The 26,851-nt window shown below is 45.6% G+C and carries 21 protein-coding genes; 13 read left to right on the forward strand and 8 right to left on the reverse strand.

Annotated elements, in window-relative coordinates; genetic code table 11:
• The first annotated feature begins 16 nt into the window (after positions 1 to 16).
• The 13 genes from FVR03_RS04480 to FVR03_RS04540 all read left to right on the forward strand — a co-directional run bounded on the left by FVR03_RS04480 (position 17) and on the right by FVR03_RS04540 (position 15,748).
• On the forward strand, positions 17 to 1,843 hold the full coding sequence (locus FVR03_RS04480) for a cytochrome c oxidase subunit I (RefSeq protein ID WP_147920569.1): 1,827 nt from the start codon (positions 17 to 19) through the stop codon (positions 1,841 to 1,843).
• Between the two features lie 10 nt (positions 1,844 to 1,853).
• Entirely contained in the window at positions 1,854 to 2,930 is a 1,077-nt protein-coding gene (locus FVR03_RS04485) for a COX15/CtaA family protein (RefSeq protein ID WP_147920570.1), read from the forward strand.
• A gap of 41 nt (positions 2,931 to 2,971) precedes the next feature.
• Positions 2,972 to 3,826, forward strand: a complete 855-nt coding sequence (cyoE, locus tag FVR03_RS04490; RefSeq protein ID WP_255474053.1) for a heme o synthase — start codon at positions 2,972 to 2,974, stop codon at positions 3,824 to 3,826.
• A gap of 8 nt (positions 3,827 to 3,834) precedes the next feature.
• Entirely contained in the window at positions 3,835 to 4,419 is a 585-nt protein-coding gene (locus FVR03_RS04495) for a cytochrome c oxidase subunit 3 (RefSeq protein ID WP_187270034.1), read from the forward strand.
• A gap of 20 nt (positions 4,420 to 4,439) precedes the next feature.
• Positions 4,440 to 5,186 (forward strand): cytochrome c oxidase subunit 3, encoded by a 747-nt coding sequence (locus FVR03_RS04500; protein ID WP_147920573.1) that lies wholly within the window; start codon positions 4,440 to 4,442, stop codon positions 5,184 to 5,186.
• Between the two features lie 67 nt (positions 5,187 to 5,253).
• Positions 5,254 to 5,601 carry a cytochrome C oxidase subunit IV family protein gene (locus tag FVR03_RS04505; protein ID WP_147920574.1) on the forward strand — a complete coding sequence of 116 codons (348 nt, stop codon included), beginning with the start codon at positions 5,254 to 5,256 and terminating at the stop codon, positions 5,599 to 5,601.
• A 29-nt stretch (positions 5,602 to 5,630) separates the two neighbouring features.
• Positions 5,631 to 6,278 (forward strand): SCO family protein, encoded by a 648-nt coding sequence (locus tag FVR03_RS04510; protein ID WP_255474054.1) that lies wholly within the window; start codon positions 5,631 to 5,633, stop codon positions 6,276 to 6,278.
• On the forward strand, positions 6,256 to 6,816 hold the full coding sequence (locus FVR03_RS04515; protein WP_147920576.1) for a DUF420 domain-containing protein: 561 nt from the start codon (positions 6,256 to 6,258) through the stop codon (positions 6,814 to 6,816). Before FVR03_RS04510 ends, FVR03_RS04515 begins: the two co-directional genes overlap by 23 nt.
• Before the next feature lie 540 nt (positions 6,817 to 7,356).
• Complete coding sequence (locus FVR03_RS25160) at positions 7,357 to 7,527, forward strand: hypothetical protein (RefSeq protein WP_369410443.1); 171 nt, start codon at positions 7,357 to 7,359, stop codon at positions 7,525 to 7,527.
• Between the two features lie 95 nt (positions 7,528 to 7,622).
• Positions 7,623 to 7,904 carry a DUF983 domain-containing protein gene (locus FVR03_RS04525; RefSeq protein WP_147920578.1) on the forward strand — a complete coding sequence of 94 codons (282 nt, stop codon included), beginning with the start codon at positions 7,623 to 7,625 and terminating at the stop codon, positions 7,902 to 7,904.
• 145 nt (positions 7,905 to 8,049) lie between these two features.
• Positions 8,050 to 11,676 carry a sensor histidine kinase gene (locus FVR03_RS04530; protein WP_255474055.1) on the forward strand — a complete coding sequence of 1,209 codons (3,627 nt, stop codon included), beginning with the start codon at positions 8,050 to 8,052 and terminating at the stop codon, positions 11,674 to 11,676.
• A gap of 113 nt (positions 11,677 to 11,789) precedes the next feature.
• Positions 11,790 to 15,143 carry a DUF8818 domain-containing protein gene (locus tag FVR03_RS04535; RefSeq protein ID WP_147920579.1) on the forward strand — a complete coding sequence of 1,118 codons (3,354 nt, stop codon included), beginning with the start codon at positions 11,790 to 11,792 and terminating at the stop codon, positions 15,141 to 15,143.
• A 392-nt stretch (positions 15,144 to 15,535) separates the two neighbouring features.
• On the forward strand, positions 15,536 to 15,748 hold the full coding sequence (locus tag FVR03_RS04540) for a hypothetical protein (protein WP_147920580.1): 213 nt from the start codon (positions 15,536 to 15,538) through the stop codon (positions 15,746 to 15,748).
• A 320-nt stretch (positions 15,749 to 16,068) separates the two neighbouring features.
• On the opposite strand, the gene ilvA is transcribed toward FVR03_RS04540, so the two are convergent.
• The 8 genes from ilvA to typA form a co-directional block, all read right to left on the reverse strand.
• Positions 16,069 to 17,340 carry a threonine ammonia-lyase IlvA gene (gene ilvA, locus FVR03_RS04545; protein ID WP_147920581.1) on the reverse strand — a complete coding sequence of 424 codons (1,272 nt, stop codon included), beginning with the start codon at positions 17,338 to 17,340 and terminating at the stop codon, positions 16,069 to 16,071.
• 14 nt (positions 17,341 to 17,354) lie between these two features.
• Positions 17,355 to 18,395 (reverse strand): ketol-acid reductoisomerase, encoded by a 1,041-nt coding sequence (gene ilvC, locus FVR03_RS04550; protein ID WP_147920582.1) that lies wholly within the window; start codon positions 18,393 to 18,395, stop codon positions 17,355 to 17,357.
• A 182-nt stretch (positions 18,396 to 18,577) separates the two neighbouring features.
• Positions 18,578 to 19,186, reverse strand: a complete 609-nt coding sequence (gene ilvN, locus FVR03_RS04555; protein ID WP_187270030.1) for an acetolactate synthase small subunit — start codon at positions 19,184 to 19,186, stop codon at positions 18,578 to 18,580.
• Between the two features lie 26 nt (positions 19,187 to 19,212).
• Positions 19,213 to 20,955, reverse strand: a complete 1,743-nt coding sequence (gene ilvB, locus FVR03_RS04560; protein WP_147920583.1) for a biosynthetic-type acetolactate synthase large subunit — start codon at positions 20,953 to 20,955, stop codon at positions 19,213 to 19,215.
• On the reverse strand, positions 20,918 to 22,636 hold the full coding sequence (gene ilvD / locus FVR03_RS04565) for a dihydroxy-acid dehydratase (RefSeq protein WP_147920584.1): 1,719 nt from the start codon (positions 22,634 to 22,636) through the stop codon (positions 20,918 to 20,920). The genes ilvB and ilvD overlap by 38 nt, the downstream gene beginning before the upstream one ends.
• 764 nt (positions 22,637 to 23,400) lie before the next feature.
• Positions 23,401 to 24,603 (reverse strand): DUF6563 family protein, encoded by a 1,203-nt coding sequence (locus FVR03_RS04570; protein ID WP_147920585.1) that lies wholly within the window; start codon positions 24,601 to 24,603, stop codon positions 23,401 to 23,403.
• Positions 24,600 to 24,782 carry a hypothetical protein gene (locus FVR03_RS04575; protein WP_147920586.1) on the reverse strand — a complete coding sequence of 61 codons (183 nt, stop codon included), beginning with the start codon at positions 24,780 to 24,782 and terminating at the stop codon, positions 24,600 to 24,602. Before FVR03_RS04575 ends, FVR03_RS04570 begins: the two co-directional genes overlap by 4 nt.
• Positions 24,783 to 24,900: 118 nt before the next feature.
• Positions 24,901 to 26,706, reverse strand: coding sequence for a translational GTPase TypA (gene typA / locus FVR03_RS04580; RefSeq protein WP_147920587.1), 1,806 nt, complete (start codon positions 26,704 to 26,706; stop codon positions 24,901 to 24,903).
• Positions 26,707 to 26,851: the final 145 nt, after the last annotated feature.

Genomic DNA, 26,851 nt, shown 5'->3' on the forward strand with positions numbered 1-26,851 from the left:
TTAAATACGTTTGTCTATGTCTAGTGCAGATATCTCCATTCATAAAGATGTACATCATGCTCACGATGAGCATGATCATCATCACGATCAAAATTTCTTTGAGAAGTATATCTTTAGCCAGGACCATAAAGTAATTGGGAAGCAGTTCCTCTTTATGGGTATTCTGTGGGCTTTTATAGGTGGCTTCTTATCTATTCTGTTCCGATTGCAGTTAGGTTGGCCTGAGGCTACATTCACGTTTCTGGAACCTATTCTGGGTGGATGGATTGAGAATGGTAAACTAAACCCGGAGTTTTACCTGGCCATGGTGACCATGCACGGTACTATTATGGTGTTCTTTGTATTGACTGCCGGTCTAAGCGGTACGTTCTTTAACTTCCTTATTCCGTTGCAGATTGGTGCGCGCGATATGGCTTCAGGCTTCATGAACATGCTTTCATTCTGGTTCTTCTTCCTGGCCAGCGTAATTCTGTTTATCTCCCTTTTCTTAGATTCAGGTCCTGCAGGTGGTGGCTGGACAGTTTACCCTCCATTAAGTGCCTTACCGCAGGCTATTGAAGGTTCTAAGTCAGGAATGACGCTTTGGCTTATTGCAATGGCGCTTTTCATTGTATCGCAGCTTTTAGGTGGTGTTAATTACATTACAACTGTCATTAACCTGCGCACTAAAGGTATGTCAATGACCAAAATGCCTTTAACAATCTGGTCATTCTTCTTAACGGCTATACTTGGCTTACTTTCTTTCCCTGTTCTTTTCTCAGCTGCCTTGTTGCTGATTTTTGACAGAAGCTTTGGCACCAGCTTTTACCTTTCTGACATCTACATTGCAGGAGAGGCTTTAGCGAACACGGGTGGTTCTCCTATCTTATTCCAGCACTTGTTCTGGTTCCTTGGTCACCCAGAGGTGTATATCGTAATTCTGCCTAGCTTCGGTATGGTGTCAGAAGTTATCTCGACCAACGCGCGTAAACCTATTTTCGGTTACCGAGCCATGATTGGTTCATTACTTGGAATTGCTTTACTTTCGTTTGTGGTTTGGGCGCACCACATGTTCGTAACGGGTATGAACCCGTTCCTTGGATCTGTGTTCATGTTCCTTACTCTGATTATTGCAGTTCCTTCAGCTGTTAAGGTATTTAACTGGTTGGCTACACTTTGGAGAGGCAATATCCGTTTTACAGCAGCCATGATGTTCTCTATTGGTTTTGTATCGCTGTTTATAGCTGGTGGTTTAACAGGTATTATCCTTGGTAACTCTTCACTCGACATTCACCTGCACGATACTTATTTTGTAATTGCCCACTTCCACCTTGTAATGGGAGCTGCAGCATTCTTTGGTATGTTTACAGGGGTATACCACTGGTTCCCTAAGATGTTTGGCCGCATGATGGATGAGAAATTAGGATATATCCACTTCTGGTTAACGTTTGTGGCTGTTTACCTGGTGTTTATGCCTATGCACTACCTTGGTATTGCAGGCTTCCCTAGAAGATATTACTCCTGGACTACTTTTGATTCTTTCAGCATGTTCGGAGACTTAAATGCTTTCATTAGTATAGCTGCTATCATCGGTTTCGGAGCTCAGTTTATCTTCCTCTTTAACTTTATCTATAGCATCTTTAAAGGGCGTAGAGCTTCTATGAATCCATGGCACTCCAACACTCTGGAGTGGACAACTCCTCCGTTGCCAGGACATGGTAACTGGCCAGGTGAAATACCTGCTGTTTACAGATGGCCTTACGACTATAGCAAACCAGGTGCCGCGGAAGATTATATTCCTCAAACAGTACCTTTCTCAGAAACGCAGTCTTCAAACCTGCCGCATGAGAAAGATTTAGAGTAGAAATACATTAATGACTAAAAATTCTTTTCCTGAAAAAAGGTTTAGAACAATTGGAATTGTAACAGTTGTTGCTGTTTATTTTCTGATACTGGTTGGAGGAATCGTGCGAAGCACTGGTTCAGGTATGGGTTGCCCAGACTGGCCAAAGTGTTTTGGCAGCTGGGTTCCTCCAACTGATGTCAGTCAACTACCTCCTGATTATCTTGAAGTTTATAAACAGAAACGTATAGATAAGAATGAGAGGTTAGCTGCCTCGTTAAGTAAATTCGGATTTACAGAACTTGCTGCTAATATATTCGCACATCCTAGTCAGTACATTGAGACGGAGTTTAATGTAACAAAGACATGGATAGAATATGTTAACAGGCTTGTTGGTGTTTTAATCGGTATTTTCATTTTCCTGACAGTCGTTTTCTCTATTCCTTATCTAAGAAAAGATAAGGTAGTATTTTACCTGGCCTTTACCAGTTTTTTGGTGGTAGGTGTTCAAGGCTGGTTAGGTTCTATCGTGGTATCAACTAATTTGCTGCCAGTTACAGTAACCGTACATATGGCGCTGGCATTAGTGCTTATTGCTTTGCTGGAGTACATGCTGGTGAGGTCACAGGCCAGGTCCTTTGTAAGTCGGTTTAACTTTTCGGCCAGTACCAATATGTTGCTCCTGATAGTTACAGCTATTACTTTTGTGCAAATATTAATTGGAACGCAGGTGCGGGAGGATGTTGATGTAGTAGCTTACATGATGAATGGCACTAACAGAGAAAGTTGGATTGAGCAGTTGGGTAGATCTTTTTATATTCACCGTTCATTCTCGATTGTATTGTTAGCTCTAAACGGCTGGTTAGCTTACCAACTGTATAAGCTCAAAGACAATACCATGAGTTTGCTTTGTAACTGGATGCTGATCGTAGTAGGAGCAGAAATAGCAATAGGTGTGGTAATGGCATATTTTGCTATACCACCTGTATTGCAGCCTTTGCACCTTGTGCTTGCTACTGTTCTGTTCGGTGTACAGTTCTTTATGATTATCATTTACAATTATGCTTCTAAAGGAGCACCAAAAAAGGCAATAGCAGCAGTTAGATAATGTACACACAGAAATCAAACCTGATATTGTCTTGTTTACTCATGACAAATAAAGCAACAGAATACTTTAAGCTTTTAAAGTTCAGGTTAAGTTTTGTAGTTGCTTTTTCCAGTGCTATAGGCTTTATACTTGGCCGAATGGATAGCTCATTTCTACAGGTGGGGCTGGTATTTTTGGCTGGCATGCTCGTAACGGGGGCTGCCAATATCATTAATCAAATACTGGAGAAAGATCTGGATAAGCATATGAAACGCACAGCAAAGCGGCCATTGCCTACTGGTCGTTTATCTGTTTTGGAGTCTGCTGTATTCGGAACTCTTATCGGCGTGTCTGGTGTGGCAATTCTTTGGTTTGTTTTCAATCCTTTAGCAGCGCTTCTCTCTTTATTATCCCTTGTCCTTTACGGTTTTGTTTATACACCAATGAAGCGTATAAGTCCTATATGCGTATTTGTTGGGGCTATACCAGGTGGCATGCCACCACTTATTGGTTGGGCGGCAGCAACTGGTGTATTAGGAGTAGAAGCCTGGATTTTGTTTGGCATACAATTCACCTGGCAGTTCCCGCATTTCTGGGCGATCGCCTGGGTACTTGATGACGACTATAAAAAAGCCGGTTTTAAAATGTTGCCTATGTCTGGTGGTAAAAACCTCAAAACAGCTATCCAGATTATGATATATACGCTTCTGTTAATTCCACTAAGCCTGTTGCCTCTACAGTTTGGTATGACAGGTGCTACCTCAGCCTTAGTAGCTGTAGTATGTGGCGTTCTTTTTCTTGCCCAAACATTTTATCTTATGCGCACCTGCTCTAAAAAAGCAGCCATGAGTATTATGTTCGGATCTTTTTTATATCTGCCTATCGTGCAGATAGCTTTTGTGTTGGATAAAGTGTAATAGTAATGATGGTAGCTAATAAATTAGATGAAGAAAATTCTCCGGCAGGGGTACATCCACTAAAGTTTTCGCTTTGGTTGATTATTGTTAGTATTTTTATGATGTTTGCTGCCTTTACAAGCGCTTATATAGTTAGAAGATTTGAAGGCAATTGGTTAGAATTTGAATTGCCAGCAGCTTTTCTTATCAATACAGTTATTATTCTGCTAAGCAGCGCCTCCATGCAATTGGCTCATAATGCAGCTAATAAAAATAACCTGCCAATGGTTAAAATTATGCTGTTGCTAACCATTGGTCTTGGAATAGCATTTTTATTTGGTCAGTTAAACGCTTGGGGAGAACTAGTTAACAATAAAGTGTTTTTTGGAGGTTCAGAAAGTAACCCTGCAGGATCATTTTTGTATGTACTAACGGGGGTACACGGTTTTCACCTTGTTACTGGTCTTATTTTCCTGTTAATTGTTCTGGTGGCCAGCTTCAGGTTTAAAGTACATTCCAAAAGTATGCTGCAAATTCATTTATGTACCATCTATTGGCACTTTTTAGGTGGACTTTGGCTATTTTTGTACATCTTTTTAAGAATTTATAATTAACACGTTTTTATTATATCAATATGTCTACTTCAACTACGCTGGAAGCACCAAATTCAGGTACATGGGACGGTGGCAACGAGCCATTAAAAGCGAGCTATGGAAAACTCATGATGTGGTTTTTCCTGCTGTCAGATGCCTTTACTTTTGGCGCTTTACTGATCGTTTACGGTTTATCACGTCATAAGCACCTTCCTTACACCGGAGATCCTGATGCTTTCACGTTCTCAACTGAATGGTGGCCAATTCCTGAAAAGGTTTACAATGCTTTCCCTGGTTTACATGGAATGGATCTGCCTTTGGCATTCGTGGCCTTAATGACCATGATTCTGATCTTAAGCTCTGTAACCATGGTGCTGGCAGTTGAGGCGGGACATCGAATGGATAAAAACGATGTGCAGAAGTGGTTGTTATGGACGATCCTGTTTGGTAGCATCTTCCTGGGTTGCCAGGCGTGGGAGTGGGCGCACTTTATCTCAGGCGATGATACTGGCATGGTATTATCTGACGGAACACAGATTTTCGGTGCTAACCTGACAGTGAACCAGTACGGACCTCCCTTGTTTGCAGATCTGTTCTTCTTCATCACTGGCTTCCACGGCACGCACGTATTCTCTGGGGTAGTATTGCTGGTCATGATCTTTATTAATACGGTTAATGGTGTTTACCATAAGCGTGGCCACTACGAAATGGTAGAAAAAGTTGGTTTATACTGGCACTTTGTAGACTTAGTGTGGGTATTTGTATTTACCTTCTTCTACTTAATTTAATTTTCGTACAACAATAAACTAAATAAATTGACCCTAAGGTCGTTTTAAAATATAGATACTGTAAGTTATGGCAATGCATTCTGATCATTCACACGATTTTGACCATACCGCGGATATTCCAAAGCCGCAGACAAAGGTAATCTGGAAAACATTTTTCATATTGGTAGCTCTTACTGCCGTGGAGTTCTTGTTCGCCTTTACCATGGATGCAGGTACACTCCGAAATGCAATCTTTATAGTGCTTACTATATTTAAAGCATTTTATATTGTAGCGGAGTTTATGCACTTAAAACACGAAACAAAAGCTCTGATCTGGTCTGTGCTTATTCCGATGGCACTCGTTGTATGGCTAATGGTAGCACTTATTTCAGAAGGAAGTTACTACTTCGACTCTGTTGAAAATTACTTTAATTAATTTATAAGATGAAACCTGCAAAGGCACTAATGTTAGGTCTCCTACTGTTAGTGCCTATTCTTATTTTCCTGTTTATAGGTACCTTCGGGGAACACCATTTTACGTTGAAGCATTACTTTCCGGAAACGGATAGCCGAGGTGAGATTATGTTAACGGAATCTGGTGATACTGTTTTTAAGCAGATACCGCCATTCGCCCTTACTTCTCAGGAAGGTAAAACCGTTACAGGCAACGATCTGGAAGGTAACCTTTACGTGGTGAATTTCTTTTTCGCGTCTTGCCCTGATGTCTGCAAAAAAATGTCGTCGCAGCTAACACGTGTGCAGGAAAAATTTCAGAAATCGCCTGATGTGAAACTTGTTTCTATCTCCATTAATCCGGAACATGATACCCCAGAGGTGCTGCAGCAGTATGCCGATATGTACGGGGCAGACCCTGCTAAATGGTATTTTTTGACCGGAAATAGAAAGGAGATTTACACACTTGCTGAAAAAGGGTTCTATTTACCAGTGCAACAAGTGGCCGGCCAGCAGGATTTTATTCATAGCGAAAGATTTTTGCTGGTTGACAAGAACAGGAGAGTTCGGGGCATCTACGATGGCACCGACAGAGAAGATGTAGACAGGTTGATGTTAGAAATAAACGTTCTGCTGGATGAATACAGTAAAAACAAATAATCAGAGTGCTCAGAAAGACAGAAAGTTTTTGATAGTGATTGCTGTTCTGTCGGTGGCAATTCCGGTGGTGGTGGCCATGCTATTTTTTATGCCGAAAGCAGGCTCTACAGTAGATGTTTCTTTTCTTCCGGCTTTTCATGCTATTCTGAACTCACTTACAGCCGTAGCACTTGTTATTGGCTATATAAACATAAAACGCGGCAATACTAAGAACCACAGGGCCGCTATGCTCACGGCATTTGGTCTTTCTTCTGTTTTTCTGGTTTCGTATGTTACCTATCATTTCCTGGGTGAGCGTACTATTTACGGGGGTGATGGTTTCCTGAAAATGTTTTACTACTTCATTCTCCTGACGCACATCGTACTCGCCGTCGTTATCGTGCCATTGGTGCTGCTCTCGGTTTATTTTGGAATTACAGATCAGCGCCTGAAGCACCGTCGTATTTCCCGCTGGACCTTCCCGATTTGGTTGTATGTGGCTGTAACAGGTGTGCTGGTTTACCTGCTGATCTCACCTTATTATAATGTAACCAACTAAAACATAATCAGGCATTTTGTTATTCTAAAGTAATAGCAAATAGATACACCTAATTATTTAAATGAAATAGCCCTTCCAAAGCTAATTCTGAGATTTTTTGTCAAGGGTACGATTCACATGTAAGGGAGAAAATTTAAACGGGAAGCTGAGATTAACTTTGTAACTAAGGAATAGAATCTTTAAAAGCAATTTGGACAGTTAAATAATTTACCTGAAACTTTATTCGTACTCACCTTACGTTAGACCTTGAGGTGAAATACCCAAAAATCTTTTGGAAGGCCTTTTTCATTAGAATAATTCATCAATACCTAAACAGATAAACTAAATAGCTTCAACAGCTGTTGAGTTAACTGACAGTATCAGATCGAAACAATAATCGTAAAAATTAGAAGGCTTGTACCATAATACGTACGTCTTTTCATAAACTAATAATTGCACCATAAAATGAAGATATCAAAACAGATTCAAAAGGTATGGCTGCTTCTTAGCTTCATGTTTGTTTTAACCATGGTTTCTACTACGGCTTACAGTCAGTGTGCTATGTGTAGAGCTACAGTTGAGTCTAATGTTGGTACTGGCAGTACAGATTCTGATTCTGATGTGGGATCTGGCTTGAACACCGGCATTTTGTACCTCATGATTATTCCTTACGTGCTGGTTGGTACGGTAGGCCTGCTCTGGTATAAGAGCAGCCGTAAAAAGAATGCCTGAACCGGCAGAGGCAGAAGCCATATTGGCTAGTAAATGTCCGAGGTGCCGAAAGAGGCAGGTTTTTTAGCTCTTACAACCTGGGCAGGTACTACAGTATGCACAAGCATTGCCCTATCTGTGGTTTCTTCTACGAAGTCGAGATTGGATTCTTCTGGGGAGTGCTGTACATCAGTTGCTTTATGTCGGTAGGAATTGTGCTGCCGGTAGGTGTTTTGTTGTACTACCTGGCCGGCGACCCGCCAACCTGGGTTTATTTAGCAATGGTTGCCTCCTTCATTTTTGTTTTCACACCTTTTTTATTCAGATACGCCCGTATTCTGATGCTTCACTTTTTTTCTGGCACCAAATTAGATCCGACTTATAGCGACAAGCACTGATTTCTTCTGAAAGAATGGTGCTTCTGTGTCGTTTTGCTTATTTTCGTAGATAAACTCATCTGCTTTGAATCGGAAGGTTACGCCAATTCTTTTTTTACTTCTTGCGCTGCTATGCTTTTTAGCCTCTGCTGCCCTGCATTTTAATTTGCTAACATCTAAGCCTGCCGGTAATTACGCCAGCATTGTAGGCAACATAAACAACCTGGTAGAAGAGAGCATTGCCGATGCTAACCGAGATGCCTCTCTTATAGAAGCGCAACTAGAGCAGCACGACTTGTCTTTTTCGCAATTGCTGCACCGTACTAAGTTTCCTACCTTTATTTACAGCCAGGATCGATTGGTTTTCTGGTCCGATCACAGCATAATTCCGGACCTTGATTATCCGCCTAAAACCATGCGGCCCACTACAGTGCGCAACGCATACGGCGCTTTTCTGGTTGTTCCGCACAAAGTGCAGTACTACGATGTGTTGGTGTACATTCCGCTGCAGATAGACTATCGCATCAGCAACAGTTATCTGTCCTCGGGGCTTCAGAAAAGTATATTTGGTAATATTGCTGCAGCATTGGTGTTAGAGCCCGTAGCACACCTGCACCACATTACCACCTCCGATGGTCAGTTTTTGTTTGCGCTCGATTTTGGTGTAGCCAAAGCCGAAGCCGGTACCGGGTCGCTGGTGTTTCTGCTGTTTGCAGCCGGCATAGTCTTCTTTGTTCTGTTCGCAGTTTACCGCAGCAGGATCTTATTTCGGAAGGGCAAACACAACGAAGGTGTATTTCAGCTGCTGGGCTTTCTGGTACTGTTCCGGGTGCTGCTGCTGGTGCTTAATCTCCCCTTTAGCCTGGTAGAAATAGAATTATTCGATCCGCGTGTGTATGCCGCCTCGTTCTGGTCTCCTTCTGTAGGCGATATGGCCATGAACATGCTGTTGCTGGCCCTAATTGCATGGGCAGCGGCTTATTTATACAAAAAGAATGAAGTAACCAACCAGTTGTTCGTGCTGCCCAAACGGCAAGTGAGGCAATTGCTGGTAGGTTGCTTTTTAGCGTTATTTGTGTTGCTGGTGGTGCTTTACCAGTTCTACTACGGCATTTACCACAACTCGCCACTGGTGCTCGATATCAGCCAGTCGCTTGATCTCACAAAATACAAGATCATTATTTATAGTATCATGTTTGTGCACACGGCTTCGCTGTGTGTGTTCACGTTTATACTGGCTACTGTGGTTTCGGTGCTGTTGCAGCAGGAGGAGAAGGCATGGACCTATAAAGTATTTGGCAGCATTGCCTTTGTTCTCCTGATTCTGTCGTCGTGGCTCACGCCGCACCTTAGCGGCCTGGCGTTTACAGGTGTCCTCTTCTGGGTCCTGATGGTGGTGTCGGCGCAGTACAAGCATGCTGTTAGTTTTCCGTATCGCAGTTACCTGTTCGTTTTCCTGATTGTAGCCATAAGTGCCTTAACCGGCGCTACTGCTATTTATACACATTATCAGAATGAGCTGATGGAGTATAAGCAGAAATTCGGGCGTACTATTCTGGAAGAGAATGATGTTTTAGGGGAGTACCTGCTGGAAGACGTAGCAGCCAAAATAGCAGCCGACCCGCTTATTCAGTTTAAGTTAAAGGGACCTTACGTAGATCCTTACTTTATCAGAAGGAAAATATCGAAGCACCTCCCTGATTATTTCGATAAATACGAGACCAATGTGTTGCTCTTCGACAGCGATGGACTGGCACTCGAAAGTGCCGATAGCGCCGTGCCGACGCTACAGGAACTCATGGCCCGGTATAACACTCCCCAAACCAGAACAGAGCATAAGAACCTGTTCCTGGTGCGGGAGCCAACTAAATTTAATACCCGCACTTACCTGCAGGTTATTCCCGTTCAGATAAATAACTGGCAACGGGGCACCATTATTCTGCAACTAAGCCTCAAGAAGCTGCTGCCCAACAGTGTGGTGCCGGAGCTGCTGGTAGACCAGAAACACAACCAGCCTTTCCGGGCCGACATGCTGAGTTATGCTTTGTACGACGGTGGCAAGCTAAGCTACAGTGAGGGCGAATACGATTATGCCACCAACTTTAACAAATCGCTTGTTAACAGGAGTGAGTTCTACAGAAAAGGTACGACCAGCGAAGGCTACCATCATGTAGGCATCCGGAACGATAAGGCGCAGGAGCAGATTCTGGTTATCACGACAGAGCAGTACGGCGGGCGCGAGCTGCTGTCTAACTTTTCTTTTCTATTCCTGTTTTTTACGGGCGGCGTAATTATCTGCGTGTTTATTGGCTTGTTGCTCCAACGCCATAGCTTTAAAGCCTATAGCCCCAATTTCAGTACTAAAATCCAGATTTTCCTGAACTTTGGCATTCTGTTGCCTTTGCTGCTGGTGAGCCTGGTTACGGCCAGCCTGGTAACCGCCTCTTACCGCAAAGACCTGATGCGCTCTTATGAGCAGCGTGGGGAGTCTATTCAGGAGAACCTGAGGAGGGTTATAAAGAGGGACCTGATGTCGCAGAAAAACTGGCTGTTGCGGCATGTAACGGAGGTAGCTGCCATATCGGAGGCAGATGTGAACGTGTATAACCGCTATGGCCGGTTGTTGGTAACCAGCCAGCCACTTATTTTTGAAGCTGGTTTGCTCTCGCAGCTTATTAACCCGGAGGCGTTTGCTGCCATTTCGGAACGGCAGGCCCTGCGTGTGCTGTTAGATGAGCGAGCTGGCAACCTGACTTTTAACGCCGTTTACCTGCCGCTGCACGAAGGCGAGAACTCAGACCAGATCGCAGGCTTTATCGGCATTCCGTTCTTTAACTCAGAGAAACAGCTCGACCTGAAACTGATTGAGCTGGTTACCACCATCATGAACATTTTTACCGTGATGTTTATGATGTTTATCATTCTCACATTTTTTGCTTCGCGGGCACTAACTGTACCCTTGCGTATGTTGGCTAATAAGCTAAAGCAAACATCCCTGACCGGGAAAAACGAAATGCTTGCTTACGAAGGAGCCGATGAAATAGGAATGTTGGTACAAGAGTATAACCGGATGCTGCTGACACTGGAGCAGAACAAACTAGAGCTGGCCATGCGCGAGAAGGAAGCGGCATGGCGGGAAATGGCGCGCCAGGTGGCACACGAGATCAAGAACCCGCTAACGCCCATGAAGCTCTCGCTGCAGTACCTGCAGAAAGCCATTGCTGAGAAAAAGCCAAATACCGAACAACTGATCGATAAGATTTCGCATACCCTTATTACTCAGATAAATATATTAAGCGACATTGCCACGTCGTTCTCTAATTTTACGTCGATGCCGGAGCCGAAGGTAGAACCTATGGATATGGCAGAAGCCTTGCGCAAAGCCGTAGACCTGCACCACGATACGGCGACAGCCTCCATTACGACAGCTATACCATCCGTTCCGGTTATAGTTCTGGCAGATGAAAGCCTGATGGTGAGATGCTTTAATAACCTGCTCCTGAACGCTATTCAGGCAGTGCCTACAAGCCGAAAACCAAAGATAAATGTGTCGTTAGAAATAGACGCGACTGGTAAGGTGCTGATTTCGATACAAGACAATGGAAACGGCATTCCGGCTGATATCCGGAACAGGGTGTTTATTCCGAACTTCAGTACGAAGTATACAGGTTCGGGCATTGGACTGGCCGTAGCGAAAAAGGGAATAGAAAATGCAGGCGGAAGTATCTGGTTTGAGACGGAGGAAGAGAAAGGCACTACATTTTTTATAGCATTACCCTTGGCGCAGCCATGATGAGGCAGCTCTACCTTATACTATTTTTTCTCGGTTTATGCTTACCTGCATTGGCGCAGGCACCAGTCAATAACAAGCGCTGCCAATGGATACCTGTATCCGCAAACCCTGTCGTGCTCGATTCTCTCACGCTGCTGCCTTCTACTGTTTCTTTTTTCGGCCCCAACAACAAACAATACGCATTCGATTATAGCTACACCACCAACGAGTTCCGCTTAACCAAATGGCCACAGCCCGATTCTGTGGGTGCAAAAGTAGCAGATTCTGTGTTGGTCTGTTTTAGAGTGATGTCGTTGAACCTGACGAAACCAGCTTATAATCGCGACATTACCAAGCTCGATGTCAGCTCCTTTAAAGACGATTTTTACCAGGAGGATTTTACAACACGCGAAGAAATTTTTAAAACACCAGGCCTGAACAAAACAGGTAGCATCTCCAGAGGCGTGTCGTTTGGTAATACGCAAAACGTGTTTGTAAATTCAGCCCTAAACCTGCAGCTCGATGGTAAACTGACCGATGATATCAGTATAACAGCAGCCATCACCGACCAGAACATACCCTTTCAGCCGGAGGGCAACACGCAGCAACTGCAGGAGTTCGACCGTGTGTATATCACCCTCAAGCACAAGCAATGGCAACTAACAGCAGGCGATGTGGTGTTGCAGAGCCGGCCATCGTACTTTCTGCAATACTATAAAAACGTGCAGGGCGCAGCCTTCGAAACCATTACCGGCAAATCGCCGGAGCGGCAGGGCATTACCACGGTGGCTGCCTCGGTATCTAAAGGTAAATTTGCTTCGCAAACAGTGCAGGCGCTGGAGGGCGTGCAGGGGCCTTACCGGCTGCGTGGCCCCAATAACGAGCGTTTTATTATTGTGCTGGCCAACTCCGAGCGTGTATTCCTAGATGGAAGGCTGCTGACCCGTGGCTTCGACTTCGACTATACTGTAGATTACAACCAGGCAGAGATCACTTTTACCACTCGCCACGTTATTACCAAGAATTCCCGCATTAAAGTAGACTTCGAGTACTCCGACATGAACTACAGCCGGAGCATCTATAACATGAGCCATTACCAGACCTTTGGTAAGATGAAGGTGTACGCCAACTACTATAACGAATCTGATAACCCGAACAACCTCCTGAACCTGGACCTGCGCGACGACGACAAACGCTTGCTGGCCAGCATCGGCGATAGCCTGAACATGGCGGTTATTCCGGGAGCAACTGAAGTAACCTTCGACCCAAACCAGGTGCTGTACGCGAAACTCGATACTATTTATAACGAAGGCCAGGGCTTTGCCACCATCTACCGCTACTCTACTAACCCCGATTCGGCTATGTACAATGTGCGCTTTACGGAGGTGGGGCCTAATGCCGGCGATTATGTGGCTGCCAACTCTACTGTGAATGGCAGAGTCTATACCTGGGTGGCACCAGTTAACGGTGTGCCGCAAGGCAGCTATGCACCGGTGCGCATTCTGCCAACGCCACGTAAGAAACAGCTTGTAAACCTGGGAGCCTCCTATGAGCTGCAAAAAGGCGTAAACTTCTTTGTAGAAGGTGCCGTTTCGGAAAACGACCTGAACCGCTTCTCTAAACTCGATTCGCACGACGACCAAGGCATGGCCGTGCGGGTAGGGTACACCGTGCAGGACAAGGAGGTGTCGTTGCTGGGAGCTTACAAAGTTAACAGCGTGCTGAACTATGAATTTACGGATGAGAACTTTCTGCCCATAGACCGTTACCGGCCCATCGAGTTCGACCGCGACTGGAGTTTAACGGGGGCAGAGCAGAAAGCGGCAGATCATATCTTTAACTTTTCGGTGGGGGCCACCAAAGATCAGCACAACATGTTCAACTATCGCATCAGTCACCGAAACCGTGATTCGCAGCTCAACGGCATGCAGCATTCCCTCGATGTGGTGCAACGGCTGGGCCGGGTGGACTTGCAGAACAGCTTCTTTATGCTCAACAGCGCACAAGGAGAACGGGAGTCTGATTGGGTGCGGGGCGATGTAGGTATAAAATACAACACCCGCTGGCTGGTGCCGGGCTATGTGTATCGTTTCGATAAAAATAAAATTACAGCAGCAAGCACTGATGCCGTTATAGCATCGGCCATGTATTTCGATGAGCACCTGTTTTATGTGCAAAGTCAGGATACTGCTAAAACAAAGTTCCGCCTAGACTACAGTCACCGCACCGATCTCCGCCCCACAGAGAACGGCACCATGGGGCTGCCGGAGGTAGGGCAGACCTATAACGGAACTGTGCAGACAAAGCTAGGGCAGGAGAACGACCTGGCCCTGCAGGTAACGTACCGGAAACTGGAGTTAGCCACAGCCCAAAACGAAGAAACAGTGCAATCGCGGGTAGACTGGAACGGCAGTTTTCTGGATGGTAGTTTCCGCTCTGAGTTCAGCTACTCAGTAGGCACGGGGCGCGAACTGAAGCGGATATTTATTTTCAGGGAGACGCTGCCGGGGCAAGGAACCCACTACCTACGTGAAGGTGGCAACCTCAACGACCTGAACGATTACCTCGAAGCCCAAACCATAGACCAGCAACGCTACATCAAAATATTTCTGCCTACCGACGAGTACATAAATGCCTACACCAACCGCTTTACCTACCGCCTCAATAGTGCCACTCCCCGCAGCTGGCACAATCAGAAAAACTGGAAAGGACTGGCTTCTCATTTTTCGGTGTTGACGTTTGTGAGCATCGACAAAAAAACAACCGATGAAGATTTAACGAACAGGTTCAACCCTTTCAGCGAGAATTTCGATGATGAGTTCCTGATCTCGATGGTGAAGTCGTTGCGGAACACGTTTTATTTTAACCGGACCAATCCCAAATACGGTTTAGAGTATACGGTGCAGCAGAACCAGCAGAAGTCGCTGCTGACCAATGGGGCCGAAACCAGGAGCCTCGGGAGCCATGCCGTAATAGGCAGGCTCAACTTAAACGAGGTGATGAGCTCTAAACTTAGTGTGGGGCAGCACATCCGTGATAATCGTTCTAATTTCCTGTCTTCTAAAAACTTCAGAATCGTATCGAAGGAGCTAACGCCGGAACTGAGTTATCAGCCAGGTACGAAGCTGCGTTTTACCGGAACATACCAATATGCAGTGCGCCAGGATGTGCTGCAAGCTGATGAGGCGGCGCAGCAGGAGGGGGTGTTTCATGAGCTGGGCCTGGAGACTAAGCTGAACCAGGTAAGCAAGCGCACACTGGCCGGCACGGTTCGGTATGTCAATATCCATTTCGAAGGCGATCAGCAGACCTTTGTGGCCTACGAGATCCTGAATGCTCTGCGACCCGGTAACAACCTGACATGGTCGTTTAATGTGCAGCAGCGCCTGAGCAATGGCCTTAACATTTCGGTGAACTACGATGGCCGGAAAGCTAACGGAATAGGAGCGGTGCATACTGGCAGAACCCAGGTTTCGGTGCTGTTTTAGGTTGCCAACGCGTTTAGCTTAGTAGCTGCGCTAAATTTTTCAAATGAAATAAGCCTTCCGAAGATGTTTCAGATAAATTCTGCCAAGGCCTGCCACGCTCTCGGCTGGCAAAACTTTTCGTTCCATCTTAAACTAAAGCAAGCGCCTCTCCTTACCCTTGGATGCCCGAAGCCAAATTTGGCTTTGGAAGGCTGTTTTTATTAGAATAATTGCACCTTATTTGCCCAGTAATTAGTTAGCTGCTAGTTGTTTAAAGCCGGTGTTATGAAAAAAATACAAAATAAATATATCCTTTCTAAACTTAAGTTCGTAAAGATGAGAAATATACGATAGACCTATATTTAAATTGGTGAAATATCGTATTTATAAAAGTTAAACTAAAAAAGTAGATTATGAAAAAGTTATTTTTTGCCGCAGCCGTTCTTTTTGGTTCATTTAGCATGTATTCTTGCGATAATCAGGCTGGAACTGAGAGCGATGCAAATGAGACAGTAATCGATTCAGAAACTAAAGTTTCAGAATATGAAGTGGAAGAAACTGTAGTAGAAACAGATACTACCACCAGAACAGAAACGATCGACGCTGACGAAACCAGAAATCAATAATAGTAACGTATAAGTATATTGTAAAAGTTATAACCGGTTGCTTTGGTCTTTATGACTAAAGCAACCGGTTTTTTTTAATGGTATTCTGGTGATGTATTGAAAGGATATACAGCAGTCTCTAGTTACTTACTAATAAATTATTCTAATGAAAATGGCCTTCTGAAGAATTTCTGCCGGAATTCTGCCTATGGTCTTTGTTTTTAACAGAAAGCTATTCGGCTGTTGAACAAGCAGATGGTTGATTTCTAGTTTCAATACCAGCATAAAAAAGCCCCACCCGAAATGAATCAGGCAGGGCTTCTTATTATAAGTGGTTTCTGCTACACGAGCAGGTTCAGGAAATCCTGTTTGCCGTTGAGGTATTCGTAGGCGAAACCTTCTTCAAGCATTTTCAGCTTAATAGTTTCCACATCGTGCGGATGCTTCACCTCGATTCCTACAAACACAGGTCCTTTCTCCTTGTTGTTTTTCTTGATGTACTGAAAATGGATAATGTCGTGGTCGGGGTGCAGCACTTTGTTCACAAAGGTCCGTAACGCACCGGGTTTCTGGTTAAAAGTAACCATAAAGTAGTGCTTCAGGCCCTGATGCTGCATGGCGCGCTCCTTAATATCCTCCATGCGGGTAATATCGTTGTTGCTGCCACTTACCACACAAACCACATTTTTGCCTTCTATCTGACTGGCATAACCTTTGAGCGCGGAAATAGAGAGTGTGCCTGCAGGTTCGAGCACAATGCCTTCTTCGTTGTACATCTTCAGGATGTCCTCACAAATCTGGCCTTCCGGAATCAGCACCACATCGTCGAGCAGCTCACGGCAGATCTCAAAGGTGAGTTCTCCGGGGCATTTCACGGCGGCACCATCCACAAAGCTGTCGATGTGGTCGAGCATCAGGCGCTGGTTCTCCTGTATAGAGCGGTACATAGATGGTGCTCCCATAGGTTGCACGCCAATAAGCTTGGTATGCGGGCTCAACCGCTTAAACACACTCGATAGGCCGGAAGCCAGACCACCGCCACCAATCGGCATAAAGCAGAAATCGATGGAGAAAGAAGCATCTTTCAGAATCTCCAGCCCCACAGTTGCCTGGCCTTCTACTATGGCCATGTCGTCGAAGGGAGGAATAAAGGTACTGCCACGGCTGTCGCAAAATTCCTTGGCTGCCTTAAAGGTATCGTCGTAGGTGTTACCCGTTAGCACGACTTCTACCATTTCTTTGCCGAACAGGCGCACCTTGCTCACTTTCTGAGCCGGTGTATTAGAAGGCATAAAGATATAGCCCTTGATACCTAACAACTGGCAGGCATAGGCCACCCCTTGTGCATGGTTTCCGGCGCTGGAGCAAACGATTTCGCGCTCTTTCTCCTCGGCTGCCAGGCCACACATTTTGTTGTACGCGCCTCTGATTTTGTAAGACCGCACCACCTGCAGGTCCTCACGCTTCAGGTAAATGTTCGCATTGTAGTGCTGCGAGAGCGAGAGGTTCTGCAGAAGGGGTGTTTTGTAAATAACACCTTTCAAGTTCTTAGCCGCCTTCTCCACTTTTTCAAGCGAGACGACAGTATCTAAAGAGGCTATAGCTTTATCCATTAATAATGTACTCCTTATTTAGAGCGCAGTTTTCTTACTACCGCTCCTGTTTGCCATAATTCTGACTCACGCAATTCTTTCAGCTCTGCCTCCAGGTCCTGACGGTACTCTGGGTTAGAACCTCTTTCGATCGTGCGCTGTGCTTCTTTGCCAGAGGCCACGCTATCGTACAGCTCGTTCAGAACCGGCAGTGTAGCTTCTCTGAATTTGCCTTTCCAGTCGAGGGCACCACGCTGTGCAGTAACAGAGCAGTTGGCGTACATCCAGTCCATGCCGTTTTCGCCAACAAGTGGCACAAGGCTCTGGGTTAATTCTTCTACTGTTTCGTTAAAGGCCTCAGAAGGAGAGTGTCCGCGCTCACGCAGTACCGCATACTGGGCTTCGATAATGCCTGCAAGGGCACCCATCAATACACCACGCTCACCGGTAAGGTCGCTGTATACTTCTTTTTTGAAATCTGTTTCGAACAGGTAACCAGATCCTACACCGATACCCATGGCAATTGCTTTTTCGTAAGCCTTACCAGTAGCATCCTGGAACACAGCAAACGAAGAGTTCAGGCCACCACCGGCCAGGAACAATCTGCGAAGGCTTGTACCGCTGCCTTTAGGAGCAACCAAAATTACGTCAACATCAGCAGGAGGAACAATGTTTGTGTGCTCTTTAAATGTGATGCCGAAGCCGTGAGAGAAATAAAGGGCTTTACCAGGGGTAAGTCTTTCTTTAATAGTTGGCCAAACAGCAATTTGTCCGGCATCAGAAAGCAGGTTGCAGATGATCGTGCCACGCTCTACTGCTTCTTCAATAGAGAATAATGATTCACCTTCAACAAAGCCATCATTTTTAGCTCTGTCCCAGGAAGAAGAGTCTTTACGCTGGCCTACGATAACATTAAATCCATTGTCTCTCATGTTAAGAGCCTGACCAGGACCTTGCACGCCGTAACCGATAACGGCGATTACTTCGTTTTTAAGTACTTCCTGGGCTTTTGAAAGAGGGAATTCGTCACGGGTGATAACTGTTTCGTCTACTCCTCCGAAATTGATAGTTGCCATTCTGATTTTAGCTAGTTAAAAATTGTTTATTTTATTAGATTTTAGATATTAGATTCTAGATGTTAGACTGTGTTATTAGACTTTGATTAAGAGAAGTGGCGTATTGTAAGGAGCTAAGACTCTCTGCCTCTAATCTCTTTTCAAAAACAAAATCTATAATCTAACATCTAGTATCTAGCATCTTACATAGTAAATACTTTGTCGCGGCTGTTGAGGTACTCGTTTTCGATTACTTCGTGGCCGGGTTCTTTGCGTTCGAACTCGCGCAGTTTCCTGTTAAAGCCATCGCTGTCTTTTATGATCGCGATGCGGGCGCTGCGTACAAACTCAATCAGGCCGAACGGTTGCAATACCTTTATCAGGTTGTCGGTCTCTTCGCGGTGGCCGGTTGTTTCAAACACGGTGTAATCTTTCCGGATAACCACGGCACGCGCACCGTTTTCACGCAGCAACCGCTCCACTAAGGCTTTTTCAGCGATAATGTCGGTAGGCACTTTATAAAGCGCCATTTCCTGCCAGATCACGTCGTCGTTGGTGTTGTAATACACTTTCAGTACTTCAACCTGCTTTTCTATCTGGCTGGCCAGTTTGCGCACCACTTCTTCGGTTTCGTGAATCACGATGTTGAAGCGGTGAATACCTTCTATTTCGGAAGGTGATGTGTTCAGGGAGTCGATATTGAGTTTGCGGCGGGAGAAGATAGTGGAAATGCGGTTAAGCAGCCCAATCGTGTTCTCCGTGTAAACTGTAATATTGTACTCCTGCCTGTCTATTTGCTGTTGATTACTCATGTTGTTTTTCTTCTTTAAAATGAAGATTACTTCAGCCTGATCTCGCTTACGCTGCAGCCCTGCGGCACCATTGGGAACACGTTGTTCTCTTTTGTTACCATCACCTCCAGCAGGAAAGAGCCTTTGTGGGCCAACATTTCGGCAAGAGTAGGTTGTAATTCTTCTCTTTTAGAAATGCTTTTTCCGGCAATGCCGTAGCCACTGGCTACTGTTACAAAGTTAGGGCTCGTGATATCCACAAACGAATAACGCCTGTCGTGGAACAGCTCCTGCCATTGCCTTACCATGCCCAGGAACTGGTTGTTCAGGATGAGGATCTTTACATCTACGCCACTCTGCATAATGGTACCTAATTCCTGTAAGGTCATCTGGAAACCGCCATCGCCAATTACGGCTACAACTGTTTTGTCCTGAGCACCAAATTTAGCGCCTATGGCAGCAGGCAGGGCAAAGCCCATTGTGCCTAAACCACCGCTGGTAATGTTGCTGCGTGTATTGTTTAGCTTGGCGTAGCGGCAGGCTACCATCTGGTGCTGGCCTACATCCGATACAATAATGGCTTCACCACCTGTTAAATCGTTCAGCTGCTGAATTACCTCGCCCATTGTCATTTCTTCTGACGTAGGGAAAAGCTCATCCTGAATAACAGCTGCTATTTCCTGTTGCTCGTATTCCTTAAACTTTTGCAGCCACTCGGTGTGCTGCTTTGGCTCGATGAGCTCTGTCAGGAGTGGCAGTGTTTCCTTGCAATCGCCCCAAACCGGCACAGTTGTTTTCACGTTTTTGTCGATTTCTGATGGATCGATATCAAAGTGAATAACCTTTGCCTGCTTGGCGTATTTGTCTAAGCGGCCGGTTACGCGATCGTCGAAACGCATACCGATGGCAATAAGCACATCGCATTCGTTTGTGAGCACGTTAGGGCCATAGTTGCCGTGCATGCCGAGCATACCTACGTTCTGTGGGTGGTCGCTGGGCAGCGAGCCGGCACCCATAATAGTCCAGGCAGCTGGTATACCGCTTTTCTCTATGAATGCTTTAAACTCCTGCTCTGCGGCACCCAGCATTACACCTTGCCCCCAGAGTACAAAAGGCTTTTTAGCAGCGTTTATCAGTTCTGCTGCCTGCTCAATGTACTCTTTGCGCACGATCGGCTTCGGGCGATAACTGCGTACATGGTCGCAGCGGTTATAGCCTTTGTACTCGAATTTCTGAATCTGCGCGTTTTTGGCAATATCGATCAGTACAGGCCCTGGGCGGCCGCTTTTAGCAAAATAGAATGCCTTCGCCAGTACCTCCGGTATTTCGTTGGCATCGGTAATCTGGTAATTCCATTTGGTAACCGGAGCTGAGATACTGATTACGTCTGCTTCCTGAAAAGCGTCGGTGCCCAGCAGGTGCGCGAACACCTGACCGGTGATACACACCAGCGGGGTGCTGTCTATCTGGGCATCAGCGAGGCCGGTAATTAAGTTGGTAGCCCCGGGGCCGCTTGTGGCAAATACTACACCTACCTTGCCGGAGGAGCGGGCATAGCCCTGGCCGGCATGTATACCGCCCTGCTCGTGCCGCACCAGCACGTGATTTACTTTGTCCTGATACCCATACAAGGCATCATATATAGGCATAATAGCGCCACCCGGATATCCGAAAATGGTGTCTACACCTTCTGCCAGGAGTATTTTTATAAGGGCTTCACCACCTGATATGGTTTCTGCCACTTGTTCTTCTTTAAGCAATTCCGGAGCTTGTTTCTCTCTCGTTAACATAAGCCTCTTCTAAATCTGTAATACATCCGTTACTTGCATCGCTAACTGTTCTGCGGTACTTCAGCAGCACTCCCTGTGTCACGTTTGGCGCAGGTCTGGTCCACTTGTCGCGGCGCAGGCTCAGCAGGGCATCGTCTACCAGCATGTGTATGGAGTTGGTAGTGGCATCCAATACAATCCAGTCCCCGTCTTCTACCAGGGCAATGTTGCCGCCATCGTAAGCCTCAGGGGTTACGTGCCCGATAACGAAGCCATGCGTGCCACCTGAAAATCGACCATCTGTTATAAGCGCTACTTTATCGCCAAGGCCAGCTCCCATAATGGCAGAGGTAGGCTTCAACATTTCCGGCATGCCTGGTCCGCCTTTCGGTCCGACATACCGGATTACGACCACATTGCCAGCTTTTATCTTGCCTTGCACAATGCCTTCGTTCAGTTCTTCTTCTGAGTTAAAGACCACAGCCGGACCTTCGAAACGCTCTCCTTCTTTACCGGATATTTTGGCCACGCCACCTTTAGTTGCCAGGTTACCATAGAGTATCTGGATGTGGCCATCGGCCTTAATCGGGTTAGAGAGCGGTCGCAGCAGGTCTTGCTCTTCACCAAGTGGTTTTACATTGGCCAGGTTTTCGGCTATAGTTTTGCCTGTTACAGTAAGCAAGTCGCCGTTAATCAAACCTTCGTTGAGTAAGGTTTTCATGACGGCAGGTACACCACCTACTGCAAAAAGGTCCTCCATCAGGTATTTGCCACTAGGTTTCAGGTCGCCGAGAAGTGGTGTTCTGTCGCTTACTGCCTGAAAATCTTCCAGCGTCAGTTTTATACCGGCCGCATGTGCAATAGCAATCAGGTGAATAACAGCGTTGGTAGAGCCACCGAGCACGGTAATTAAAACCATGGCGTTTTCGAAAGCTTCTCTTACCAATATATCTCTTGGTTTAATGTCTTTTTCAAGCAGGATTCTCAGGTATGTTCCTGCGTTCAGGCACTCCTCGCGCTTCTCCTGGCTAACTGCCGGCAACGAAGAAGAGTAGGGCACCGACATACCCAGCGCCTCAGCGGCAGAGGCCATGGTATTGGCAGTATACATACCACCGCAAGCACCCGGACCTGGGCATGCATTCCGGATAATGCCTTTATAATCTTCGTCAGAGATCTGGCCATTCAGCTTTTTGCCATAGGCTTCGAAGCACGATACTATATTGAGTTTATTTTCCTTAAACAAGCCACCTTTAATGGTACCGCCATACACCATCATGCTGGGGCGGTTCAGGCGGGCCATGGCAATAAGAGAGCCAGGCATGTTTTTGTCGCAACCTACCACACAAGCCAGCGCATCGTAGTTGTGTGCACCAGCCATAGCCTCAATAGAGTCGGCAATAATCTCGCGCGATACCAGCGAGTAGCGCATACCGGCAGTGCCGTTGGTTATGCCATCGCTTACACCAATTGTATTAAACCGTAGCCCCACCATGTCAAGACCAGAGACTCCTAATTTCACATCATCAGCCAGGTCGTTGAGGTGCATGTTGCAGGTGTTGCCTTCAAAGCCGGTAGAGCAAATGCCTACAAAAGGCTTGCGCAAATCCTGTTCCGACAATCCAGAGCCGATAAGCATGGCCTGTGAAGCAGGTAGGCTGTCGTCTTGCGTGTAAATGCGGCTATATTTGTTTAATGCCATTGCTGTATTATTTTTAACAAGGTTATTTGGTGCAGAGCCATCTCCTGATGTTCGTCCTCTGCCTGTGTCTATTTCTTAAGCTAACAAGTCTCCTGTTCCTTTAAACAGATGGAGGCCAGTTAAATCTGTTCACAATTTCAGTGAATTAGTGCTGCAAGTGAAATCTTTTTTTTTATTTGCCACTATTTCTAATGATTCTTTTTTGTAGTATAAGATATTGATTAACAGTGCAATGTTTGCTTTGGTTCTACAATCTCTAAGCGAATAATAGTTATTTATTTTAAGGAACTTTAGGTGTGTTTTGATCCAAATTGTAGTAATCAAATGAAATCAGCAGGCAGGCAAACTGGAGTTTATACTAGTGTAGCGTCTGCGGGTATAACATTTCATTGTGGCGTTTAGTTTGATGTTACCTTTTTAAGGTGTAGTAGCTGCTGGCTGGTAGGAAATTATTCTAATGGAAATGGCCTTCGGAGAGAGTTTTGGGGTACAGGAGGCCAAGGGGTTGTTAGGCCACTAAGTGCTGGAGAACTATATGTTGCTGCAACACCTGGTACCAGAACAAAAGCCGTGTAGCTTCTTAGATGTCGTGTGCTGTGTGATTGTCTTTGTGTAGCTGAGTGGATAAAGCTATATAACCTGTGCCAAAACCTAGCTTGATAAGTTTCACTTATAGCTTAAAATTAGCTTATCGGTTTCTGCTCTTCCATTACTTACTAGTGAGTTCTTCTGTCTCCTGTTTTTTACTTGAGATATGATAGCAGTTATTGCTTTGCCGCTTTTTTTTGAGAAAACACAATTCCTTTCACATCAAATTCACCTTTGGCCTTGTCTACTTCCTTCAAAACAGTCTTTTCAGTTGGGGCTTTTTCATTTAAAATGCAGGTAAAGTAGTAAGTTTTGTTAGGTGCCGGCATAAAACTGAAGCCATTTTCTTCATCGTCAGGCAGGCTTATCGTTGTTCCTGCACTATTGGTGCTCAAGTCCAGTTCTATAAACTCGTTTGGGTGAAAAAGCTTTTCCTCACCATTAAGTCTTACTATAACAGGCGTTTTCTGCTCGCCTTTTGCCTGCCGGTATACAATTAGTTTTGCATTAGCTGTGTTCACGCCAACAGGTTTGCCATTGTAAGTAACTGTTCCTGCAACCAGGTCGAGCTGGTACATGGCTGGTTTGGAGGTAGCGGCTGCAACGCCTCCAGCAATAGCAGCTCCAACTAACCCGCCCATTACAGCACTTGTTACAATCAGTCCGCTGGCATCGTTTATAGGAGGACCTGAAAAGCTAAAGCTGCTACCATCAAACATCAGTTGGTAGTACACGCCTGCAAACTTATAGTAGGTTTTGTTCTGGTGGGTAAAGCCCCATGCCGTCGGCAATAATTTGGCTTTTCCTTCAGCAGTTACTATCACAGGAATCCACTCACCACCTCCAACCATAATGTTAGAAAAAGTACTTCTATGCCTTATTTCATAGCCGGAAGTAATGCTAGGTGCGTTATTCCTGAATTCATTCATTGTCAGATAGATGCCAGGTACAGGAGTCTTTGTACTAATAGGATAGGCGCTTGCTGCCACTATTGTATCGTAAGGGCCTTTGGCTTCCTCCTCTGTTAGTAAAATCGAACCCGCATGCAGCTTGCTCCACGACTTTGTAGAGAACTCTTTGAGGCAGCTGTGTATAGCATTGGCAATATTCTGTTCATGTTTTCTTGTTACATCGAGCCCATTTTGGCTTACAATGGCAGTAGCGGTATATAATTTATAGTAAGACTGACCGGAGCGGTAGAGGAAGTCAACCAATAGCTCAGCTGTTCCTGTTTCAGTGTTAATGGTTGTGTGCTCCGATACCCACAGTTTATTTATCCGTAAAATTACCGGTTCCTGGTTTCCCTGCTTTGGATAATGGTTCGTCATAAACTGCTGTAGTTCCTCCTCTAGTGGCTGAGCAAAAATAGCAGGTATCACAGCCCTGCCTGTACCTCGCCAACCGCCTGCTTGTTGGGTCTGCTGTCTATTACTTCTGCTATATAAAATTGCCGATCCAGCGACTCCAAACTCTGGTTTTTAAAGCTTAAGGTGCGTGATTGCGAGAATACTATTGAAAATGTGAAGAGGAGAAGAAGGGCTGTAAAAGTAGATTTCATAAAGTAGTGTTGAGTGCTATAATGTATACATATAGTACTATATTCGCAAATGTTAAGGCAAAAAAATACCCGAGGCTGCAAAAGCTACCCCGGGTATCTTAAAATATTTTAAGAAATATTATCCTTCAGACTTCGACATGCGGTTACGCTCGTTCTCGTCGAGGTAAATTTTGCGCATGCGGATGCTCTTTGGAGTTACTTCCAGCAATTCATCTTTCTGTATATATTCCATGGCTTCTTCCAGAGAGAAGTTTTTGGCAGGAGCGATCTTCACGTTGTTATCTGAGCCGGAAGCACGCATGTTGGTAAGCTTCTTGCCTTTCTGAATGTTTACCGTTATGTCGTTCTGACGGCTGTGCTCGCCAATTACCTGGCCCATGTACACATCTACACCCGGATCAACGAAGAAAGAACCGCGATCCTGTAGTTTGTCAATAGAGTAAGCAGTTCCAGGGCCTGTTTCCATAGAAATGATAGAACCGTTAATGCGGCCTGGTATGTTGCCTTTGTGCGGCTCGTACTGGCTGAAACGGTGGTTCATAATCGCCTCACCTGCTGTAGCAGTCAGGATGTTGTTACGCAGGCCAATAAGACCTCGCGCCGGAATGTTGAACTCCAGGTGCTGCAGATCTCCCTTTGGCTCCATGATAGTCAGCTCACCTTTACGCTGGGTTACCAGTTCAATTACCTTACCGGCAGTTTCTTCTGGTACGTCTACTACCATGTGCTCGATAGGCTCGCAACGAACACCGTCAATTTCTTTATAAATTACCTGTGGCTGACCAACCTGAAGCTCATAGCCTTCGCGGCGCATAGTTTCGATAAGTACAGACAAGTGCAGAATACCACGACCAAATACCAGGAAGGTATCTTCACGGTCGGTTTCCTGCACACGCAGAGCCAGGTTTTTCTCAGTTTCTTTGAACAAGCGGTCGCGCAGGTGGCGCGATGTCACGAACTTGCCCTCTTTACCGAAGAAAGGAGAGTTGTTGATCGTGAAGAGCATGTTCATTGTAGGCTCATCAATAGAGATACGCTTCAGTGGTTCCGGGTTGATTGGGTCAGCAATGGTATCGCCAATGTCGAAACCTTCGATACCGGTTACAGCGCATATTTCGCCGGCAGTTACCTCAGGAACGCTCTTTCTGCCAAGTCCTTCAAAGATCTGCAGTTCGGCGATTTTTCCTTTCTTAATAGAACCGTCTGCTTTGCACAAGCTAATAGGCATACCTTCCTTCAGGGTACCACGGTGCACACGACCAATGGCAATACGACCTACGAAAGAAGAATAATCGAGTGACGTGATCTGCATCTGAGGTGTTCCATCGAGGTAAGGAGCAGGAGGGATTACTTCAATGATGGCATCCAGCAGTGGCGTGATGTTGTCGGTTGGTTTTGTCCAGTCGGTGCTCATCCAGCCTTGTTTCGAAGAGCCGTAAAGTGTCACGAAATCCAGCTGATCTTCTGATGCTTCCAGGTTAAACATCAGGTCGAATACCTGCTCGTGCACCTCATCAGGACGGCAGTTTTCTTTGTCTACTTTGTTCACTACCACGATCGGCTTCAGGCCCAGCTGAATAGCTTTGCCAAGTACGAAGCGTGTTTGAGGCATGGCACCTTCAAAGGCATCTACCAGCAGTAGCACGCCATCGGCCATTTTAAGTACACGCTCTACCTCACCGCCAAAGTCGGCGTGACCAGGTGTGTCAATAATATTGATCTTAACGTCTTTGTAACGAACAGAAACGTTCTTGGAAACGATCGTGATGCCGCGTTCGCGCTCCAGATCATTGTTGTCCAAAATCAGGTCGTCAAAGTGCTGGTGGTCAGCAAAAAGCTTTGAAGCATGAATGATCTTATCCACGAGTGTAGTCTTGCCGTGGTCAACGTGTGCGATAATCGCGATATTTCGAATATTTTGCATTGAATTGGGTTTTCGAGCCGCAAAGGTACAGAAAAGGGTTGATATTTTTTGTAGCCTGCCCGAAATAAACTGATTATGAATTTATTAACTTCTTATTTTACAGCCTTCTGGGCATGTAAAGGAGCTAACACCATCCTGACAAGGT

It is taken from the genome of Pontibacter qinzhouensis (assembly GCF_008017455.1).
Taxonomy (GTDB): Bacteria; Bacteroidota; Bacteroidia; order Cytophagales; family Hymenobacteraceae; genus Pontibacter; species Pontibacter qinzhouensis.

What these genes read in the sequence shown, in the direction of transcription:
- FVR03_RS04480 (WP_147920569.1), top strand. Translation starts at nt 17, where the DNA reads ATGTCTAGTGCAGATATCTCCATTCATAAAGATGTACATCATGCTCAC.
- FVR03_RS04485 (WP_147920570.1), top strand. Translation starts at nt 1,854, where the DNA reads ATGACTAAAAATTCTTTTCCTGAAAAAAGGTTTAGAACAATTGGAATT.
- cyoE (WP_255474053.1), top strand. Translation starts at nt 2,972, where the DNA reads ATGACAAATAAAGCAACAGAATACTTTAAGCTTTTAAAGTTCAGGTTA.
- FVR03_RS04495 (WP_187270034.1), top strand. Translation starts at nt 3,835, where the DNA reads ATGGTAGCTAATAAATTAGATGAAGAAAATTCTCCGGCAGGGGTACAT.
- FVR03_RS04500 (WP_147920573.1), top strand. Translation starts at nt 4,440, where the DNA reads ATGTCTACTTCAACTACGCTGGAAGCACCAAATTCAGGTACATGGGAC.
- FVR03_RS04505 (WP_147920574.1), top strand. Translation starts at nt 5,254, where the DNA reads ATGGCAATGCATTCTGATCATTCACACGATTTTGACCATACCGCGGAT.
- FVR03_RS04510 (WP_255474054.1), top strand. Translation starts at nt 5,631, where the DNA reads ATGTTAGGTCTCCTACTGTTAGTGCCTATTCTTATTTTCCTGTTTATA.
- FVR03_RS04515 (WP_147920576.1), top strand. Translation starts at nt 6,256, where the DNA reads ATGAATACAGTAAAAACAAATAATCAGAGTGCTCAGAAAGACAGAAAG.
- FVR03_RS25160 (WP_369410443.1), top strand. Translation starts at nt 7,357, where the DNA reads ATGTGTAGAGCTACAGTTGAGTCTAATGTTGGTACTGGCAGTACAGAT.
- FVR03_RS04525 (WP_147920578.1), top strand. Translation starts at nt 7,623, where the DNA reads ATGCACAAGCATTGCCCTATCTGTGGTTTCTTCTACGAAGTCGAGATT.
- FVR03_RS04540 (WP_147920580.1), top strand. Translation starts at nt 15,536, where the DNA reads ATGAAAAAGTTATTTTTTGCCGCAGCCGTTCTTTTTGGTTCATTTAGC.
- ilvA (WP_147920581.1), bottom strand. Translation starts at nt 17,340, where the DNA reads ATGGATAAAGCTATAGCCTCTTTAGATACTGTCGTCTCGCTTGAAAAA.
- ilvC (WP_147920582.1), bottom strand. Translation starts at nt 18,395, where the DNA reads ATGGCAACTATCAATTTCGGAGGAGTAGACGAAACAGTTATCACCCGT.
- ilvN (WP_187270030.1), bottom strand. Translation starts at nt 19,186, where the DNA reads ATGAGTAATCAACAGCAAATAGACAGGCAGGAGTACAATATTACAGTT.
- ilvB (WP_147920583.1), bottom strand. Translation starts at nt 20,955, where the DNA reads ATGTTAACGAGAGAGAAACAAGCTCCGGAATTGCTTAAAGAAGAACAA.
- ilvD (WP_147920584.1), bottom strand. Translation starts at nt 22,636, where the DNA reads ATGGCATTAAACAAATATAGCCGCATTTACACGCAAGACGACAGCCTA.
- FVR03_RS04575 (WP_147920586.1), bottom strand. Translation starts at nt 24,782, where the DNA reads ATGAAATCTACTTTTACAGCCCTTCTTCTCCTCTTCACATTTTCAATA.
- typA (WP_147920587.1), bottom strand. Translation starts at nt 26,706, where the DNA reads ATGCAAAATATTCGAAATATCGCGATTATCGCACACGTTGACCACGGC.